Raw genomic sequence first — 18,471 nt, 5'->3', positions numbered from 1 at the left:
TTGCTGTACCATTATAATCAAGTCAATATTCACGAAATTTTGGATTACCTTGTACAATATCAACTCCACCATTACCACCTTTTACATAATTTGCAGTTGTAATATTTAAAAATGCATCTTTAATAATTGATTGAAAATCATCACTTAAATTTAAAGCTTTAAATTTTTCATTATCAATAATTCCATAAAATCTAGTTAAATTTAATATTCTTTCTTTTCTTTTTTGGGGAGCGTACCGATGTTGTCAATAATATTCAAATTTGTCTTTAAATTATAAGTTTAGACGAGAATAATTTAGACTTCAATATGCAATTGTAAGTTAATCTTAACACTTCAAAAATATTAGTCAACAATAATACTTACTTTTATAACTCAAAAATTCTTATTAAAGTTTTCTTTAATAAGTTTTATTTTATTTTTATTTATTTGCTAAATTGTAAAGGTAAGTGCAACTAAATTATTTTTCTATCCAAATATTCGATTGGTGAAAGATAATTTAGTATTTTTCTCGGTCTTTGATTTAAAGACAATATAAATTTATGAACTTCATTTTTATTAGTTTTTGAAAAAATAAATTTTTTAGGAAATTTTTCTCTAATTAAACCATTAGTATTTTCATTAGTACCTCTTTGTCAAGGTGAATATGGATTGGCAAAATAAATTTTTACATCTAAATTTTTTTCAAGTTGTTGTCAATTTGAAAATTCTTTGCCACGATCAAAAGTAATAGTTTTAACAATGTTTTTAGGAAGAATTGATAAATAATAACTGACATTTTTATTAATAACTTTAGTAGTTCTGTTTTTAACTAATATTGCTAAAGTAAATCGTGATACTCTTTCAACTAAAGTTATTAAACATGATTTGCTTTTACCTCGTGATGATACTATAGTATCTCCTTCTCAATGACCAAGTGTTATACGATCATTAACATTTATATCTCGTTCTTTAATTGATTTACCATTAAACTTGCCACGATTTTCTTTAGATTTTCGTTTTTTACCTTTTCTTCTTAAATTTTTACTAGTAACTTTATCAAGCATTCCAAAATAAATTCAAGTATAAATTGTTTTAAAACTAATAACTCACTCTTTATGAAAATTTTTAATTCTGCCATAAATTTGTTCAGATGATCAACCTAATAGTAATTTTTGTTGTACATATTTTACTAAATTCTTATTTTTAAACTTATGAAAACTAATATGTGATTGTTTTCGATTTTCAGCTTTATTTTGTGCAATTAATGAAAAATCATGATTATTATCTTTATTTCTATTAATTTCTCGAATAATAGTACTAATACTTCGATTAAGATTTTTAGCTATTTCACTAATTTTAAATTTAAATTTCAATTGATTCTCAATATAAATCCTTTCATCTATGCCAAGATGTTTATAACTCATATAAAAACTCCTTACTTTTTTCTAAACTAAATTTAGCATTATGAAATTTTTATATGAGAATTTTTTGCAATTTTATTTACTTGCACTTACAAGTATAATTCAGCAAATTTAAGTTTTAATTTATAATAACTGGATAATTGTATTTATTTGATAACATTTAAAATTAACCATTTTTGTATACATATCAATGTTATAAGTTCTATCACCAATCATATGCTTTAAAATTTGTTTAATATTAGTTTCAGTAAAGCAACCAATATTTTCAACTAATGCTTGGTTTAATACACCATCTTTTGCATTAATAAAATAACCAACTTTTAATTTTTTATATTGTAAAGTTAATGATTGTAAAAAATCAATTAATTCATAATATTGACCTTTGGCAAATAAATTTATTGCATTTTGATAGTGTAATTTAGCAATTTGATTTTTTCTTCTTCCTGCCATTATACCAAGAAATAAAACATGAAAAGCATGAAATTTATCTAAAATAAATTTAGCATTTAAAATTGTAGCAGTTTTTCTAATTCATTTTGCACTATCTCCACAAACTATTAAATTTGCTTGGTCAAAGTTTTCAAAAAATAAATTACCATATTTTTCTATTAATTTTGCGGTTTTTTCAGCACCAATTTCTGTTTTTGAAACTCTTATTTTACATACAGCTCTTTTATTAATTAATTTTCCATTTTTCTTTTTACCAGTACACATTACTATTAATCTCATCGAACATTTTTTACAATTTTTAGTATTGTGTTTTTCATTAAACTTAAATTTTCGATGACCATCATCAATATTTACATATAAATTTTGATTTGGTTGTAATGGTATTTTGGGAATATTTGCTTTTGGTAATTCAAATTTTTGATATGTTCTACAAACTGTACTATTACTTATTAAATCTTCAATAAAAGTATCACAAACATCACGATACTTTTTACCATCAGCAAAATATTTTAAAATTTGTTTAATAACGTTAGGTGCAAGTTTACTATATTTTTTAACACCAAGATAATTATCTAATAATGATACGTACTCCATTTTTTGTGTTTTTGTGTTATAATGTGTACAAATACGTCGCTTATAAGTTAATAAACCTTTTTTTGCTTTTAATTTTCGTTGTCTAAATCTATATGATTTATATTCAGATTTATCACATATACTTCATAAATAATCATCTATTTTTGCAAATAATTCTTCTGTTTGTTTTAAACTTAATTCATCTTGATTAAAATCATGTTTGTCTCAATCAAAATGATTTGCGAATGGTAATATAAACATTTTTAATGTTCCTTTCTAATTTTTGTTTGTTAATAATTTAAGTTTAATTTTTTTTTAAAAATAAGGAGTAAATATGGCTTTTATTAGTAGTTATGGACAATTAAATAAAAAATATAATCTTAATTTTAGTGATAATAATTATGGTTTTAGTTGAGATATTTTTAAAGAATTTGTTGGTGATGAATGAGCAGAATATTTTACTACTAATTGTTTTTATCGTTTTGTTCCAACAGCACGTGGAACAAGAAAAACTTGAAACTGTTTAGCATTTGATTTATTTATATGTTGTAATTTTAGAGATAGTAGTGTTCAAGAAGTAAGAAGATATGAAAATACTCATAGTGAAACTACAATTGGTGCTTTAATGAATGTTTGTCAAGTTTTATTAGATACATATAATATTAATTTATTACCTAATAATCCACATGGCATTAAATGAAAAATTACTAAGGATGGGGGATGTATTATCTTTCCAAGTAATCAACAAATTGACTTTATTGGTTATGCTAATGGTAATAAGATTTTTGGAAAAGAAGCAGGTGGGTCAAGTTTTTTAGGTTCAAGAACAGATGAAATTATTATGGCAGAAGAAAAAGAAACATTAACTGAAAAACAATTAACATATCGATATGAACGTTTACAAAACTCTATGTTTAGAAGTAATCGTATTAAAGTATCAAATAAACCTATTAAAGAGTGAAGTTGAACATTTATTGATAAAAATATATATAGTTCTACCTTTGGACAAAAGATTACTCGTTATTTTTATAAAAGTTTTTTCATTACTTTTACATGTAATCCTTATGATAAATATCATCCATTTTATTTAAAATACTGTACACCATTTTTACCATTAAATGATGAAGTCATGAAAAATCTTAAAAAAGTTGGTAAAGTTTATTATGAAAATAAAGATATGTTTAGTGGTTTAGGTTTATTTGTTTTAAGATTTACTATTCAACCATTTTGAAATAAATTACCTGACATTCAACAAAGAACATTATTAGAAATGGAAAAAAGTAATCCAGATGAATATAATACTGTTTATTATGGTTTTGAATTTTTAGATAGCGATGCAACAATTTTCCCATTTCAAAAAACAGTAAAATATTGACAATCATATGATTTAAAACAATTTTATAATCAAGAAAAAGAAATGTATAAATTTGATTTTTATAGTGTTGGTATTGATTGAGCTACGGGACCAAAAGACCATACTGTATTTATGGTAGTTGGTTTTAAAGAATATAATAATACTGGTTATTATGATGCTTATATTATTTGTGAATTAGTAGTTACTCCAAATGATTTTATAAATGAAAATGAAAAAATTAATGCTTATGTTAATGAAATTTTAGGATTAATGGATAATTTTGAAAATTTTGAACAAGCAATTTATTTTTATGATGATAAAGCAAGAACAGCAATGGATTGATTAAATCAAAAATTAATTGATGAACACAATACTATTTTAATAACACAAACCGCTATTAAACATGCTTCAAATTTAAATCAAGAAGCCGGATTAACTAATAGAGTAGTTTGAATGAGAAATATTATGAGTTATGGAAACTTTTATGCAAATAAAGATGATTTACCAAAAACAACTCAATGTTTAGAAGAATTACGTTATGACCAAACCAAAACTAACATTCCTGACAAAAATATGTATCAAGACCCTTATGATGCATTATTTTATGCATTATATCCATATAAAAATGTAATTAGGGGTAAAAATAATGCTACTGTAAAAAAAAGTATCTTCACATTTGCAATATAATAAATAAGCGCAATACAATTAATATTATAGGTATCAAAAAATAAACACCTTTAATTTAGGCGTTATTTTGCTTTTAAAAGCATACTTGTAAAAATAATCAAAAATAGTACAATTTAAAAGTAAAATCAAGGAAAAAAGGAGATATTTATTATGAAAATATGAATAAAAACAAATTTTCAAAAAATATCATTATCATTTGCTGTAATAACTGGTGTTACCGGTTTAATCTTAGGAATAGTTTCATATAATAAAAATAATCAATTAACATATTTTTATGATTACGACCATGAAGCACACTGGGGGGCAACTATTTGAGCAAGACCAGTAAGTAATAAACATAAAATTACTCTTTACTGAGCATCAAATAAATTAACTGATGATGCAGTAAAATGAGATGGTATTTATCCAGATGGATATTTTGATAATTAAATTTCTAAATTTATATAAGAAATATTTTCATTATATTTATCAAATAAATTAATATTATTTAAATTTATTTCTTGTTTATTTGTTACTAAAATTAAATCATAATTACCAGCACCAAATAGTCCGCTAACTTCAATTCGATTTAAGTTATTAATTGGATTTTCAATTTGTAATTCAAATTCACTATTATTGTCAATTTGTAAAACTTCTTTATAAAATTCTAATTTAGAAAATAATTGTGATTTATTTGAACCATATAAATTTAAAGCATTTTCGGTTTTATTTTTATTAATAATTAATCTTGTAAAATATTTTCCATATTCACCATTACCTAATGTTCAATCTGCCGGAATTAATGATGGTATATTATTGCTTTCTAATTCATTAGTTATGGATAGTCAGTTAAATTGATTATCATCTAATTTCAATAATTCATTTTGACTAATGTCATTGTTTTTTAGTTTAATGTTATTGATATCTGTAAAATCAAAATATGCAGATTTTAATACTACTTTTATATCTTTAAATTCTCAAATCTTATCAGGTGTAGAATGTATAGGATTTGATTTTAATTCAAAATAATAAGGTAATAATAATTTATAGTCATCATTTAAACCGTTATTAATAGACATGGTTGAATAAATATTTTTTGATAGCATTATAACTATTTGTTTTAATATTTTAACTTTTGGTAAATTTGTATAGTTAGGATAATCTAATTCTCATTGTTTAAATAAATTAGTAATAACTTCATTTGGTTTTTGTCCTTCAAACTTAGCACGAATTTTATCTAAATCATTCATTTCTTTTAAAACATTACTTAATGATGCACCATCAAAGTTTCTATTATAAGTATATGTATAAGTTAACATATCTAATAATACTTTTTGTAAACTATCAATTGGTGGTCTATCTTTTATTTCTAGTTCAACATCATGAAATTTATTTGTTGTAGAAATAAATAAATTATAGTCACTTACTAAAAATCATGACTCTAATTTTTTATCTTTTAATTCTAGTTCATCAGATAATGGTCATACTTTTGAATTTTTAGAAACATCATAACCAATTTTATCATTAGTTACTCTTGCATTATTAATAATTTCTTTTCTTGTTTCTCTACCACCACCAATAGCAATTAAATCTAAAACTGATTTTTCTTGTCCTATAAATTGTTTTGCTAAATTTCAAGGTAATATTTGTTCACTAAATCATTGTTGTAATATTCTAACTTTTGGTTGAGTTTCAATAGGCATTGATAATAGCGGAAATGCTATCTTATCTTTGACAAATAACTTTGGGTATACCTCCATATTGTCGACTTCACCAAGTACCTTTATATTGCCAAAAATCATGCTTCTAGGTGCTTTAATTTTTAAACCAATAACTTTGGTGTCTTTATCTAGTGGTTTTTGTAATTTAATAATAATTGGATAACCATCTCTTGTTTTAAAGTCTTTAATTTTAATAATAGTAATACTTTTAGTACTTCTAGTTTTTGGATTTTGATAAGGTTCTGAATAATTATTAATAATATATAAATTATCAATATTATTTTCAGTTAATGGTTCATTTATACTAACTGCATATAACTTAAATTGATTTAATAAATTTATTTCTTGAAATATTAAATTTTTAATATTAGTCATACTATATTCAATTGTATTGTCATTAATATTAGTACTTGCTCTTTGATTTAATTGCATAGTAAAATCAGATGTTTCAACAGCAGTAGTTTTTAATACTTTATCAATATCAATAAAACCTATTTTAATAGTATTTGCTGAAAATCTTAAACTATTATTTTCATTATTTTTAAATAAACGTTCAATTTCATAAATATAAATTTTTCTTTTTTTAAATTCATCGTATGCTCTATTAATATCAGGGTCACTAGTAGCACTCATCATATTAGTAAAATCATAAGGAATATTATCAATTAAATAATCATTTTCTATTTCTGCTTGATTAAGTTTAGTTTGTTTCTGTGGAAACTTCGTTTGTGGTTTGTTGTTGTTTTCCATTGTTTTCTCCTATTAATTGGTTATTTTCTGGATTAAATAATTTTAATTTAACTGTTAAGTTATTAATTTCTTGTTCATCATTAATATTAAATGTTTTACTATTTAATAAATCTTTATCTAAACGTACTAATATTTGAATAAATTTAAGAATATCAATATTAAATTGTCATAATTTTTGTTCAATATAATTAATAGTTGAAATATTTACCGCTGTACTTTCGGGAACCGATTGTTGTGCTGATTTCTTTTGACTTGGTATATGAATACCACAACGTTTAAATATTTCATTAATATTTCAATCATATATATCAGTTAAATTTTTACCTTTAAAATTACTACTTGTCATATTAATATTTTCACTTTTTTCATTATTATCACCAGTAGTTTTTCAAATATAGTTGTTAGTAACTAATGTTCTTACGGCTTCATCCATTGTAGATTTAGCATTACCATAAGTTTGGTCAAAAATAAACTTTGGTGAATTTAAAATAGTATCTAAAACAATTTGTTCATAAATAACATCTAATGCTTTAATTTTATCCATTACTTTATTACAATCTGCTAACTCATTTGCTTTATTTCTCATAATTGCTATTGGAATATAATTAATATTTAATGTTTGTTCTTGTTCTAAATTAGGATTATTACTATATTCTTTAAAAGGTAAAGGAAATTGTTTTTTATTATCACTAATACTATAAATTGCACGATTAATAGTTACTTGTTCATTATTTAATTTATAAACTTCAAATAATCTTACTGTTTGTGCATTTTGTTGATAACTATCATAAAAAATAGTACATTGAATTAATTTACCAGTAATATCATAAATTCTTTGCTGTATATCTACTACTTGAAAATAAAAATCATCATTAGCAATATAAATTAAATAACCACTAATTCCTAATTTGCTTAATTTAAAAATAGAATTTCAATTCTTTCTATAAAATTCTTGTTTAATTAAATATTGTTTAATAGTTTCATTATTAATATCCAATGGAGCATTATATAAATTAGCATTATTTTCAGCAACAAAATCAGTAAAATAAGTCTCATGATTAAAATCATTAAAACCAAAATAACTTAAAATAGAAGTGTGTGTACTTTTATTTTCTAAAAAAATTAATTTAGATTTTTCTTCATTATTATTAATATTTGTTTTATCTTTTCTTGGTCAAAAAGGTTTCATTTTTTTCTCCTTTCTAAAATATTTGATTAATTTTTAAGACAATTTTTACTATAATAAATATAATTAAACCAGCAACAGCAGAAGATAATAAAACTCCAATTAAACTTAAAATAATTTTTATAATTTTTCAAATCATAATTTTATTCCTGTAATTCTTCTACTTTTCATGTATTACCTTTATCGCTACCTTTTAAAGAATAAATAGTAATAAATTTTGAGTGTTGTACTGATAAAACTAAGACATTAGTATTATTGTTAAAAACTTCTATTGGTACACCTGCTATTTTTGTATTAGTTATAATAAATTCTTTAATTGCAAAAACATTATTATATATATTTCAAGAATAATAAACTTTATATCTTTTATTAACTATAAAATCATAAGTAATTTGTCAATTATCTCATTTATTTTTTTCTCTTATTCCTACTTCTTTTCAAATTGAACTACTTGGAGGAATTGGAATTGGTTGTGGTTGTTTTTTGATAATTTCATTAATAGCACCAGCAACAGTTTTATCAGTAGTTTCTAAATTAGGAATTTCAGTACCAATAGTATTTATAGAAAAAGCATATTTGAATTGGTCTTTATCCATTTTATTGTCTAATTTTTTATCTACTTCTTCTTTTTTATAATAATCAGTTAAATCAGTTTTCCCGCAAGTAGCACTAATTTTATTATTTTCATCAATTTTAATATTTTCACCAGCAATTAACTTATCTTGTTTTTTATCTAATAATTGATTTGTTTCTAGTTTTGTATAATAATCATGTTCAGTATTTTCTTCTGCTATAAATTCAGTTGGTGTATCTATTCCTTGATATTGATATATTTCTTCTATATCACCAATTAAATTAATTTTTCCAAGTTCAGGATAAGAATTACCACCACCACTAAATTGTTTCTTTTTATTGTTATAGTAAATAGTTCCAATATTTAAAATATTTTTATTTTGTATTTGTTCTCCATAAGTCATGGAATCAACATTTAACAATTCAAATTCGTTAAAAACATTATTTAAATAAATTTTAATTACTTTATAAAATTTCATAAAGTTATTTTCTGTTGAATATTGATAACTGATTTTAATAAAATATCATTTAAATATTTCTATATTATTATTTTCAACTTTTTTTCATAAGGGACTAGTTTCAATATTAAATCAATTATTTTTAACATCATTAATATTTTCGTTTGTTTTAATTAATTCACTATTTAATTTGGTAATTTCATTTTCATTTGTAGTAATTCGTTTTTGTTGTTTAGCAGAAAAATCACAAGTTGGTGCATGTGTATAATCACCAATTTGTGGATTGTTTTGTAAAACATCAGGTGGTAATGTTCCAATTTCATTAGGTCAATCTAAAATCATAGTTTCAGTTTTTGAGTCATATTCTGTTGCAACATAACCTTTATTTATTAAATTTGTAACTGGTCCCCTATATGTTTCATTTTTATTACCATTAATGGTATCATCATATAATTTTATTTGCTTTGATAATGTAAATTCTTTTTGTTCTTGAATTAATTCATTAACTTGGTTTCTAGTATAAAATGCTTTTAAGTCAATTTTTTCAACATCTATTTCATCATTATTATAATTTGAAAATATTTGTTTTAATTCTGTTAATCTTGCTCATATTTTCATTCTACTAGGTGCTAAATCTCAAATATTAATCGTAGGAGTACTACTTGCACTAAATTGATTACCATTATTAAATTGAATAGTAGCATCAACATTAAATTCAATTGGTGTACGATTAAATACTCAATGTTCAACCATAACATAAACCATATCTCTTAAAGTTTCTTTAATTAATTCATCTTTAAAACTATCAAAAGGAAATTTAGATAAAATAAAATCAAGATAAGCATTAATATCATTTTGAGCACGAATAGCAAATGTTTTAAATCAATCATCAACATTTGGTCATGTATTTATATATTGTCGTGGTGTTTCTGTAATTGTTCCAGTTAATGGATATCAGTTATTATAATTTTCTAAACTGACACCAGTTCAAAGTTTATTAATCATATTTTATCATTCCTTAAAAAATGCTTTTTTATAACGTTTGGTTTTTGATTTAGTTTTTCTATGTGATATATGTATAATTTCTTTTTGTAATTTTTTATTTCCTTTTTTTACAACTTGATTATATGCAAATTTTTCTAAATGTCTTAACAATCCAGTACCAAATACAGTATTAACTGATAATTTTAAACCCACCCTTTTAAATGATTTATTGACATTATCAATAGGATTATTAATAACATTAACTACTTTATGATAAGTTCTAATTGTCCTTAATATTTGCCTATAAATTTTAAAACTATCTTTAATCATTTGTTGTACAACTGGTAGAGCAAAAGCAATACTTTTTAATCATTTATTTTGACTAACTCCATATCCAATATATCAACCGCTATATCATCTATATCAATGAAATGGATGTATTTGAATAACAAAAGTTTCTGCTTTGATAATACTATCAATAACTACAATTGGTTTATATTTAGGATTACGATGATAAATAGTAATTCCACATTTATCTAATGATAAAGGTTGAATTTTACAAGCCATAAATACTGGTGAATTTAATGGAATTAATTGTGCATGTTTAATTGCTTTCTTTTCAGCACTTGTAAATACATCAATTGTTTTTTCTTTTAATTTATTAATTTTTTCAAATGCTTGTTTTTCTAATTTTTCGAATTTCTCTTGTAATTTATAAATATTTATTCTTATTTTTTCAAAATATGAAGTATCTTTTCAAAATTTATTTAAACCTTTTTTAAAATAAAATTTAATATCAAAATATTTAAAAGTTTGATTTGCTTTTAATACTAATTTATGAATTGAACTATTTTTAAAATTAAATTTAATTGCATTAGCACGAATTTTTTGTAAATCTAAAATTAAAGATTTTCCATATCTATTTTCTGCATGTATTGTATGAACTAAATTTAATCAGTCATGTTGGTTCATTTTTAATACTTCTTTTAAATCAGTATTATATTTTTGTAAAAAATTGTTTGCTTTATCAATATCTTTAATTTTAAATTTAGGAGTTAACTGTGGACTTAACTTTATTAATTCATTTTGTAATAATAAATAATTTTTTAATTCTTGTACTTCTAATTTTGCAAAATTATTTTTATATTGTCTTTCAGCAACAAAACCTAAATTTTGTATTATTGTTTCGCGATTTGGAGCATGGTTATAATTAAATAAATAACGTTTATTTCCAATAATTTTATCTGTTAAAATTTCTTTTCCACTTACTTGACTAATGATTTCTTGTAAATTTTTTGCTTTTTTAATGCCAATTTGTTCTAATGTTTTAGTTTTTTCTGCTAAACTAATAAATTTAGTTGTACGATAACCACGACTAATTCTATTAAGTCCAGCAAATGCAGGTAATATATTAAAAAAAGTATTTAATGGTGTAACATTTCCTTTTAAATAATCATAAACTTGATTAATAGTAAAATCAGTTAAAAACTCTACACCAACAGCACTAATACTAGCAAGTAAATCACTTGCACCTAAACCAAGTGCTAAACTTTCACTTAATCCACCAGTAAAAGGAGCAAGTGCTACTGCTATTACTTGTACACCAATCATTTCTAAAATTTCTCATCATCAACTTTTATGTTCTTGTTGTTGACTTGTTCTAGTATGTTTTGGTTTATTTATGTTTAAAAGTATTGCTGTACTAGTTGTACCAATTGGCATAATAATTATCCTTATTTAAGAGTTATTTTTATAGGATTTGTTGAACCTTGATAATTTTTATCAGTGTCATTAGTAGTGATTACTACATATAAATCTCCTGCTTTTTGGTTTTGATTACTTACATCCACTTGACCTTGGGCATCACTAAAATAATTAATAATTGGAGTTGTTAAATTTGGATTTAAATTATTTAGTTCAGTTGTATTTTTAATTGTTGTATCTAATAATTTATTCTTTTTAGTAGTATCAGCAGTAATATTAGTTGTTAATGTTGTAATTTCTTCACTTAAATATTTTTTATTAACAATACCACATAACATTCATCTTGATTCTGTTTCTGAGTTTGACATATAAGGAATAGATTCTCCTGTTACTTGTCCACCAACTAAATATCTTTTTGGAACTTTACCATCTTTAATATCTTCAACATATATACTAGTTTGTTGTAACATATATCTTTTCATTGCTTTTGGTGTTGCTAAAACAAAATTCATAATTTGATTTTTATTTTCAGTATTTTTAAATGTCATATAATCATCCATAACAATTTGACATAATACACCTTTAATATATAAATTTGTTCCATTTAATCTTAATTGTTGTGCTAGTTGATTATCAGTAATTAAACCTTTATTATCTGCTAAATAAACTAAAGTATCATAAAGACTATTTGTTATAAAAAATTTACAATTATTACTATTTCTTAATTGAAATAAAGTATTTCATGCTGATAACATTGATTTTAAATATCCTACTGGTGTTGTATCAGTAATGATTACTTTTTTGGCAGATTTAGCAATTGTATTTGTATCATTATTTGCTAAATAATCTGCTAAATCATTAGCAACTTCATATTGCATACTTTCTAGTAAATTTTGCCCATTATCTGCAAATAAATCAACTTCACCAATCATTTCTCCTGTACTAGCTTCTTTTGTAATTTCTTTAATAATTTTATCAGTATCAACATAACCAACTTCTAATCCTTTACTTTTATCATTTCAATGAAGTATTTTGAATGTTGGGTCTTTTGGTTTTTTAACTATAAATTCAATTTTTGTAGAATTAACCATTTCAATTGGAAAAAAACTTGCTCATGGACTATTTGATTGTTTATAAAATTCTATAAATTCAGGTGTTTCTACTAATTTTGTAGTATTATCTAAATTTTGTTTAAATGGCACTGGATTTGGCATTTTAAATTTTCCTTTCTTTTATAAATTATTTTTCTTTTTATAATCTAATAAACTACTTTTTATTGAAGTTTCTTGATTTGTTAATATTGTTTCTTGTTTACCACCTGTATTAATTGGTTCTTTAAATAGTGGTTGTTCTTTAATCATTTTTTTAATAGTTTCTTCAATTTTTGAATTTTCTATATTACTTGTTTTAAATTTTAAAAATTCATAAAATTCTTTTTTAACTTGATATTTTTTAAATATATTAATTATTTCTTTTTCTTTAATTTCTTGATTAAGTTTATTTAACTTATTTTCTAATTCAACAATCTTAATTTCTTGCTCTTGTTGTAAATTATTATTTTCAATTAAAGGTTCAGTATTTTGTTCAACATTAGTTTCATTTTCTAACATTTAAATCACACCTTTATTATTTATTTTCTTTTCCATTAATTTTTTCATTAAGTTTTGCTAATTTTTTTTGATGTTTCATCACTTTATTATTTCTTCTAATATGTTTTGGAGTTGTAATAAATCTTTTCAATCAAACAATTAATTCTCTACAAATTAATGTTCCTACACTTGTTCCAATAATAATTAATTCATGTAAAAATTCTTTCATTTTCAATTATTTCCTTTCAATTATTTATTTTTAATTATTCGTCAAATTGACCATTATTAATTCTTTCAATCATTGATTTTGAATTACTTATAATAGTTACCAATAAAGATATTTCTTTATTTAATTGTTCCATTCTTTCTTTATATGTCTGAATTTCATTGTTATAATATTCAATCAATTTTTCTTTATTCATTAGTTATCATCTCCTTTATAAACTATCATATGTAGTTGGTCTTTCATATAAAACATCACTACTTCCACTATTATTACTAATAGCATCACTATTAATTAATCTTCTTGTTTCATTTGTAAATGATGTTTCTTGCATTTCTTGATTATAATTTGTAGTTTCCATAGGTAATAAATTATGTATAATTTCACTTGCACCAGCAACTATTGTTGGTACTGCATAAGCATTATTAAAATCATTATTTATACCCATAGCTACACCACTTGAAATTAGACATCCACTAGTTGCCATATTACATATTTTTCTTATTACTTCAAATCTATTAGGTATTAGTTCACTTAACCCACCAATTAGATTTGATATACCATAAGTACTTAAACTAATATATGTATCTCAATCCATTTGTTGTTTATTATCATTAGTTAATAATAATGGTCATGGTGGTGTTTCTGTGGTAGTAGTTGTTAATCAAGGTGGTGGTTCAGGATTAGGATTGATTTTTGTAAATTTTGCATAATTAATTAAACCAATAGTTCCTAAACCTAATAATATTTTTTTTACTTGAATTTAATATTTTCTTTTTAGTACTTGGCATTTGATTTAAGTTTCATATATCAATTCCTAACTTTTTACTAAATAATAAAGCATTAATACTTCCTAATACTGGATTACCAATAATTTGACCATAATAAGCACTTGTACCAATCATTGCTGATAATGGACTTATTCCAATTCTTATTATTTTTAATAAAGTATAGTTATTTGATTGTACATTCGTGTCATTTGGCATTTTCATTTACTCCTTCATTTTTTGGTTTAATAAACACTTCAACTCAACCTGTATAGTGAACGTTATCACCAACTAAAATAGCAGTATTTGCATGTGGTTGAGAAACAACTAAATATTCAGCAATAACATTAGGATATTTTCATAAAATAATTGCTTTTATATCATTACTATCTGTTAAATCTTTGGGATTTGGTGAAAATATTTCTATTTTATCTTGACCAAATAAATCTGTTAATTTAGTCATTATCAAATTCACCTTTTTCTATTTTTTCAATTAATAAATTTAAAATATTTTTGTCCAAATCAGAGTTTGTATAATTAATTTTTTTAGTTCATTTAATTATATCTTTCATATATTTAAGTAATTTTTCTTTATTCATTATTTATTCTCCTTATTTAAATAATATCAACCAATTAATAAACTATCTGCTTCATCATGATTTGATATTTTTATATTTCAATTATTTCTTTAATAATTTCTTCAGCAACATATATACTTAGTTCTTTATCTCAAGGTCTTAATCAAAAAATAGGTGGGTCATAACGTTCATATCATTTCTTTCATTCACTTGGACTTATTAACATATCTTTTGTTAATAATTTATTAAATTGTCCTGCAATAAAACCACGTAAATGTTCTTGAGTTTCATAACCAATACCATTTTTTGAATTAAAAGTACCACGTTCAATAATTAAATCCAATTCATTATCATTAACTTTTATATCTCAATAAAATTTTCTTTGTCCATCATATTCTTTTAAATTATAACTTTTAACAAATATTGGTTTTCAATTTAAAAAATCATATTTATCATGTAAATAAACTTTTTTTCATAAAGTAAATCCAGTATTTTTAATACTTGGGTCAATTGAAAGTAAATAATTAGTCATTATCAAATCACCGGTCTTTAATTCTGGTTTTAATTGGTTTATAAACTTCTTCATAATATCCGTTTAAGCGATATGTGTTTTTAAGATATTGCATAAATCTTTCTTTATTAATACAATTTTTATGTCTTGATTTATTAATTTCATCAACTTTATTTCTATGTTCTTTATCACCTTGATAACAATGTTCACATACATTTCTCAGCAGTTTTTTTCGCAAGTAAATAAATCATGTTTTTTATCACATACACAACAATCTTCACAACATACTTCTTTATTCATTATTTATTCTCCTTTCTATTATTTCTTTCTTGCTTTATTAAGAAATTTATTCAAATAATTTGATTATCACCATCACCTAATTTTTTTAAAAGATATTCATATCTTTTCTTAAAATCTTCACTATCAATATCTCTATCTTGGTAAATTATTTTTTTCAATTTTTTTATTTTATACAAGGTTTTTGGAGAATATATTTCTCCATGCATGCAAAGAAAACATTTCATTATTTATTCTCCTTATTTTCAATTTGATTAGCAATTTCACTTAATATTTTTAATACTTTATATTCATTTTTTAATTCTTTAATAATAAATATTAAAAATATTATTAGTGTTATACTTGTTATTAATATTGGTGCTATTAATAAAATTTCTCATCATATCATTTTTTACTCTTTTCATTTTTTAAATCATTTAACATTAATTGAACAAAATACACGATTTTAGGAATGTTTAAAGTATTAAAAATTTGACCAGTGACAATAATTTCATCGTTTTTGTTTAATAAAATACATCGGTTATAAAATTTTGGATTATTAAAAATTAAAGTAACATAGTTTAAACCATTTCATTGACCACGAACACTATAATATAATTCTTTATTACCTTTTTCGTAATATTTTGCTTCAATAGTGTTACTTAGTTTTACTGTTAATTTGACATAATTGGCTTTATCTTTCATTTTTATAATTCCTTAAATAGTATTGAATGTGTTTATATGCATCTTGTTCATGTTTTGTTAATTTTATATTTCCTTTATAATTTGTTATTTTATTTTTATTTTTTGGTTGGTTTTCTAGATAATCTCAGTTGAAAACATCTTGTACTAATACCATTAATGAACCAATAATTTTAGGAGTTGCTAATGGATTAGTTAATAATTGTTTTGAACTTAAAAAGAAATTTTCTACAATAACTAATATTTTGTTTTCAAAAAATTGTTCTTTGATTATTGATAATATTCTTTTATAACGATTTTTACTTTCAAAAACATGTGTTGTGTTGAATGTTTCTGTATAAATAATCCTATTTGTTTCATTTGAATATATAACAATTCCATTATTACCAATACCAGCGGGGTCAATCCCAATAATTAAGTCATATTGCATTATTAATCAAATTCACCATTTTTAATTTTTTGATTTAATTGAGATATAAGATTTAATCTTCCATTAAAACAACTTTTTCAAAGTTTAGTTACTTTTTCATCGTCTCTCATTTCTTTATTTCATTCTCATTCATCTTTAAGATATTCAAGTATTTTTTCTTTATTCATATTTATACCTCCTACTTAACCTAATATTTAAAATACAGTCATAACAAATTGCTTTACTATTTTTATCTCTTAAAAAATATTTTCTTGTTTTTATATCATTAGTATTAAAGAATAAATAATCTAATTTATTTTGTTTACATGTTCAACAAAAATACTTTTTCATTATGAGTTGAAATTTCCTTATAAGAAGTAACTATATAATTAATTGGTAAATCATCATGTTTATATGGATTATTTATTTTAAAACCTTTTCTGTTTTCTTCTCACGTAATGTTATATTTAAAACAAGGATTAGTAATTTTAGTTTTGTTATCTGTTATTTCACCCATAAATCAACTATTATGCTGTTCATAAAATGTTAATTGTTCAAGTTTTATATCATTAAGATAATATTATTTTGGAGCAGTTGGTTTATTAACAGTTATTTTTTGGTCTTTAATATATGGTTCTAATAACTTTATTAATTCATTACCACTTAATTCTTTTTTAATATTTTCTAAATTAAAAACTCAATATGTGCAACTGTTATCAACAATAAAAGAATTATTTTTAATCATTCATTTTGGAAGAGATAATTTATATTCAACATAATCAATAAGAATAGATGGTGGTTTATCTTTAACAATTTGTTCTTTTTTAAATTCTATTTGCATAATAATCCTTTCCTAATATGTTCTGTTGCTTCTAGCATAAAGAACATATATTTTTATTCTTAGATTATTAATAATACTACTATTTGTTTTATTCATTCCAGCAATTCTGGGCTCAAAAATAAATTGTGAAATTTTAAAAAACATTGAGGCATTCGATTCAATATTTATTTAATTTGCGTTTAGCAAATTAATATTTTAATTGAACCGGTCCCGCTCAATTTTTTTTACAAGTTTGAAATTTATTTTCTCGCCCAAAAATTTTTCAAAAAAAAATAAAAAATAAAACCAACACTTGCTCACTTGGTAGTGGCAAGGTTGGTTAAATAAAGAATAATAGTTGGTCCCCACTCCGGGTCTATATATACTAGTTTCCAATTCGCTCCCACCCCAAGAATTACCATTTCTGGTTAGTATATTTTATTAGGTATCACTCCACTTTTTATTTATCCATGCAAGTCCACATGCTAGCTACTATTTTTAACAACTATGTTGTAGTTCACTTTTTTAGTTCCCTAACACGTGTTGATAATAGTGCTAAAGACGGTTATTAAAAATTTTAAAATTTTACAATTACAAAAAAAGACAAGAATTTTATTCTCGTCTTTTGTCATTTATTTTTTAATTTAATAGTTTAAAAAAGAAAGGAGTTATTTTTAAAAATTTTTATTTATCGACATCTTCGGTACGCTCCCCTTTTTTGTTTAATAATATGTTGTAAATCTCATATTAAATTTCATACTGGTGCACAATCTGGAT

Annotated in this window: 27 protein-coding genes; 2 read left to right on the top strand and 25 right to left on the bottom strand. The window is 22.7% G+C overall.

Features of this window, described 5'->3' with window-relative positions:
• Nucleotides 1-452 precede the first annotated feature (452 nt).
• Nucleotides 453-1,403: an IS30 family transposase gene (locus AAHM79_RS06495; RefSeq protein ID WP_342257214.1), complete on the bottom strand. Its 951-nt coding sequence runs from the start codon at nucleotides 1,401-1,403 to the stop codon at nucleotides 453-455.
• Between the two features lie 120 nt (nucleotides 1,404-1,523).
• Nucleotides 1,524-2,684 carry an Mbov_0401 family ICE element transposase-like protein gene (locus tag AAHM79_RS06490; RefSeq protein WP_338957526.1) on the bottom strand — a complete coding sequence of 387 codons (1,161 nt, stop codon included), beginning with the start codon at nucleotides 2,682-2,684 and terminating at the stop codon, nucleotides 1,524-1,526.
• A gap of 73 nt (nucleotides 2,685-2,757) precedes the next feature.
• Here AAHM79_RS06490 and AAHM79_RS06485 point away from each other — a divergent pair, with 73 nt between their 5' ends.
• Both AAHM79_RS06485 and AAHM79_RS06480 read left to right on the top strand, forming a co-directional pair.
• Nucleotides 2,758-4,464: a hypothetical protein gene (locus AAHM79_RS06485; RefSeq protein WP_338958622.1), complete on the top strand. Its 1,707-nt coding sequence runs from the start codon at nucleotides 2,758-2,760 to the stop codon at nucleotides 4,462-4,464.
• A 150-nt stretch (nucleotides 4,465-4,614) separates the two neighbouring features.
• Entirely contained in the window at nucleotides 4,615-4,893 is a 279-nt protein-coding gene (locus tag AAHM79_RS06480; protein WP_342257212.1) for a hypothetical protein, read from the top strand.
• Here AAHM79_RS06480 and AAHM79_RS06475 read toward each other — a convergent pair.
• The 23 genes from AAHM79_RS06475 to AAHM79_RS06365 all read right to left on the bottom strand — a co-directional run bounded on the left by AAHM79_RS06475 (nucleotide 4,890) and on the right by AAHM79_RS06365 (nucleotide 17,859).
• Nucleotides 4,890-6,914: a hypothetical protein gene (locus AAHM79_RS06475; RefSeq protein ID WP_342257322.1), complete on the bottom strand. Its 2,025-nt coding sequence runs from the start codon at nucleotides 6,912-6,914 to the stop codon at nucleotides 4,890-4,892. The two genes, AAHM79_RS06480 and AAHM79_RS06475, sit on opposite strands and share 4 nt — an antisense overlap.
• A complete protein-coding gene (locus tag AAHM79_RS06470) occupies nucleotides 6,865-8,103 on the bottom strand; it encodes a hypothetical protein (protein ID WP_342257210.1) in 1,239 nt (412 codons plus the stop codon). The genes AAHM79_RS06475 and AAHM79_RS06470 overlap by 50 nt, the downstream gene beginning before the upstream one ends.
• A 13-nt stretch (nucleotides 8,104-8,116) precedes the next feature.
• Nucleotides 8,117-8,239 (bottom strand): hypothetical protein, encoded by a 123-nt coding sequence (locus tag AAHM79_RS06465; protein WP_338957828.1) that lies wholly within the window; start codon nucleotides 8,237-8,239, stop codon nucleotides 8,117-8,119.
• A 4-nt stretch (nucleotides 8,240-8,243) separates the two neighbouring features.
• Nucleotides 8,244-10,136 carry a hypothetical protein gene (locus AAHM79_RS06460; protein ID WP_342257209.1) on the bottom strand — a complete coding sequence of 631 codons (1,893 nt, stop codon included), beginning with the start codon at nucleotides 10,134-10,136 and terminating at the stop codon, nucleotides 8,244-8,246.
• Nucleotides 10,137-10,139: 3 nt separating this feature from the next.
• Entirely contained in the window at nucleotides 10,140-11,837 is a 1,698-nt protein-coding gene (locus AAHM79_RS06455) for a hypothetical protein (RefSeq protein ID WP_342257321.1), read from the bottom strand.
• A gap of 11 nt (nucleotides 11,838-11,848) precedes the next feature.
• Nucleotides 11,849-13,033, bottom strand: coding sequence for a hypothetical protein (locus tag AAHM79_RS06450; RefSeq protein ID WP_338958609.1), 1,185 nt, complete (start codon nucleotides 13,031-13,033; stop codon nucleotides 11,849-11,851).
• Nucleotides 13,034-13,051: 18 nt separating this feature from the next.
• On the bottom strand, nucleotides 13,052-13,429 hold the full coding sequence (locus AAHM79_RS06445) for a hypothetical protein (protein ID WP_342257219.1): 378 nt from the start codon (nucleotides 13,427-13,429) through the stop codon (nucleotides 13,052-13,054).
• A 16-nt stretch (nucleotides 13,430-13,445) separates the two neighbouring features.
• Nucleotides 13,446-13,637, bottom strand: a complete 192-nt coding sequence (locus AAHM79_RS06440; protein ID WP_342257320.1) for a hypothetical protein — start codon at nucleotides 13,635-13,637, stop codon at nucleotides 13,446-13,448.
• 34 nt (nucleotides 13,638-13,671) lie between these two features.
• The gene (locus AAHM79_RS06435; protein ID WP_338957552.1) at nucleotides 13,672-13,830 is read right to left on the bottom strand and encodes a hypothetical protein; all 159 of its coding nucleotides are present in this window, start codon (nucleotides 13,828-13,830) and stop codon (nucleotides 13,672-13,674) included.
• 15 nt (nucleotides 13,831-13,845) lie between these two features.
• Nucleotides 13,846-14,229, bottom strand: coding sequence for a hypothetical protein (locus tag AAHM79_RS06430; RefSeq protein WP_342257220.1), 384 nt, complete (start codon nucleotides 14,227-14,229; stop codon nucleotides 13,846-13,848).
• Nucleotides 14,230-14,344: 115 nt separating this feature from the next.
• Entirely contained in the window at nucleotides 14,345-14,617 is a 273-nt protein-coding gene (locus AAHM79_RS06425; protein ID WP_342257221.1) for a hypothetical protein, read from the bottom strand.
• Nucleotides 14,586-14,861, bottom strand: a complete 276-nt coding sequence (locus AAHM79_RS06420) for a hypothetical protein (RefSeq protein WP_338957557.1) — start codon at nucleotides 14,859-14,861, stop codon at nucleotides 14,586-14,588. Before AAHM79_RS06420 ends, AAHM79_RS06425 begins: the two co-directional genes overlap by 32 nt.
• Entirely contained in the window at nucleotides 14,854-14,997 is a 144-nt protein-coding gene (locus AAHM79_RS06415; RefSeq protein ID WP_338957559.1) for a hypothetical protein, read from the bottom strand. Before AAHM79_RS06415 ends, AAHM79_RS06420 begins: the two co-directional genes overlap by 8 nt.
• Before the next feature lie 70 nt (nucleotides 14,998-15,067).
• Nucleotides 15,068-15,562, bottom strand: coding sequence for a hypothetical protein (locus AAHM79_RS06410; RefSeq protein WP_342257411.1), 495 nt, complete (start codon nucleotides 15,560-15,562; stop codon nucleotides 15,068-15,070).
• Nucleotides 15,501-15,725, bottom strand: a complete 225-nt coding sequence (locus AAHM79_RS06405) for a hypothetical protein (RefSeq protein WP_342257317.1) — start codon at nucleotides 15,723-15,725, stop codon at nucleotides 15,501-15,503. The genes AAHM79_RS06410 and AAHM79_RS06405 overlap by 62 nt, the downstream gene beginning before the upstream one ends.
• A 61-nt stretch (nucleotides 15,726-15,786) precedes the next feature.
• Nucleotides 15,787-15,993: a hypothetical protein gene (locus AAHM79_RS06400; RefSeq protein ID WP_342257316.1), complete on the bottom strand. Its 207-nt coding sequence runs from the start codon at nucleotides 15,991-15,993 to the stop codon at nucleotides 15,787-15,789.
• Between the two features lie 17 nt (nucleotides 15,994-16,010).
• On the bottom strand, nucleotides 16,011-16,172 hold the full coding sequence (locus tag AAHM79_RS06395; protein ID WP_338957563.1) for a hypothetical protein: 162 nt from the start codon (nucleotides 16,170-16,172) through the stop codon (nucleotides 16,011-16,013).
• Nucleotides 16,148-16,468 (bottom strand): hypothetical protein, encoded by a 321-nt coding sequence (locus AAHM79_RS06390; RefSeq protein ID WP_342257315.1) that lies wholly within the window; start codon nucleotides 16,466-16,468, stop codon nucleotides 16,148-16,150. Before AAHM79_RS06390 ends, AAHM79_RS06395 begins: the two co-directional genes overlap by 25 nt.
• Nucleotides 16,458-16,895 carry a hypothetical protein gene (locus AAHM79_RS06385; RefSeq protein ID WP_338957565.1) on the bottom strand — a complete coding sequence of 146 codons (438 nt, stop codon included), beginning with the start codon at nucleotides 16,893-16,895 and terminating at the stop codon, nucleotides 16,458-16,460. The genes AAHM79_RS06390 and AAHM79_RS06385 overlap by 11 nt, the downstream gene beginning before the upstream one ends.
• 2 nt (nucleotides 16,896-16,897) lie before the next feature.
• Nucleotides 16,898-17,062, bottom strand: coding sequence for a hypothetical protein (locus tag AAHM79_RS06380; RefSeq protein ID WP_338957566.1), 165 nt, complete (start codon nucleotides 17,060-17,062; stop codon nucleotides 16,898-16,900).
• 134 nt (nucleotides 17,063-17,196) lie between these two features.
• Nucleotides 17,197-17,391 (bottom strand): hypothetical protein, encoded by a 195-nt coding sequence (locus tag AAHM79_RS06375; protein WP_342257314.1) that lies wholly within the window; start codon nucleotides 17,389-17,391, stop codon nucleotides 17,197-17,199.
• 63 nt (nucleotides 17,392-17,454) lie between these two features.
• A complete protein-coding gene (locus AAHM79_RS06370; RefSeq protein ID WP_342257313.1) occupies nucleotides 17,455-17,715 on the bottom strand; it encodes a hypothetical protein in 261 nt (86 codons plus the stop codon).
• Nucleotides 17,716-17,727: 12 nt separating this feature from the next.
• Nucleotides 17,728-17,859 (bottom strand): hypothetical protein, encoded by a 132-nt coding sequence (locus tag AAHM79_RS06365; protein ID WP_338958910.1) that lies wholly within the window; start codon nucleotides 17,857-17,859, stop codon nucleotides 17,728-17,730.
• Nucleotides 17,860-18,471 lie beyond the last annotated feature (612 nt).

Origin of the sequence: Spiroplasma endosymbiont of Nomada ruficornis, from assembly GCF_964030795.1 — a bacterium.
GTDB classification, from domain to species: Bacteria; Bacillota_I; Bacilli_A; order Mycoplasmatales; family VBWQ01; genus Spiroplasma_E; species Spiroplasma_E ixodetis_A.
This window is presented reverse-complemented; position numbering and strand designations above follow the sequence as displayed.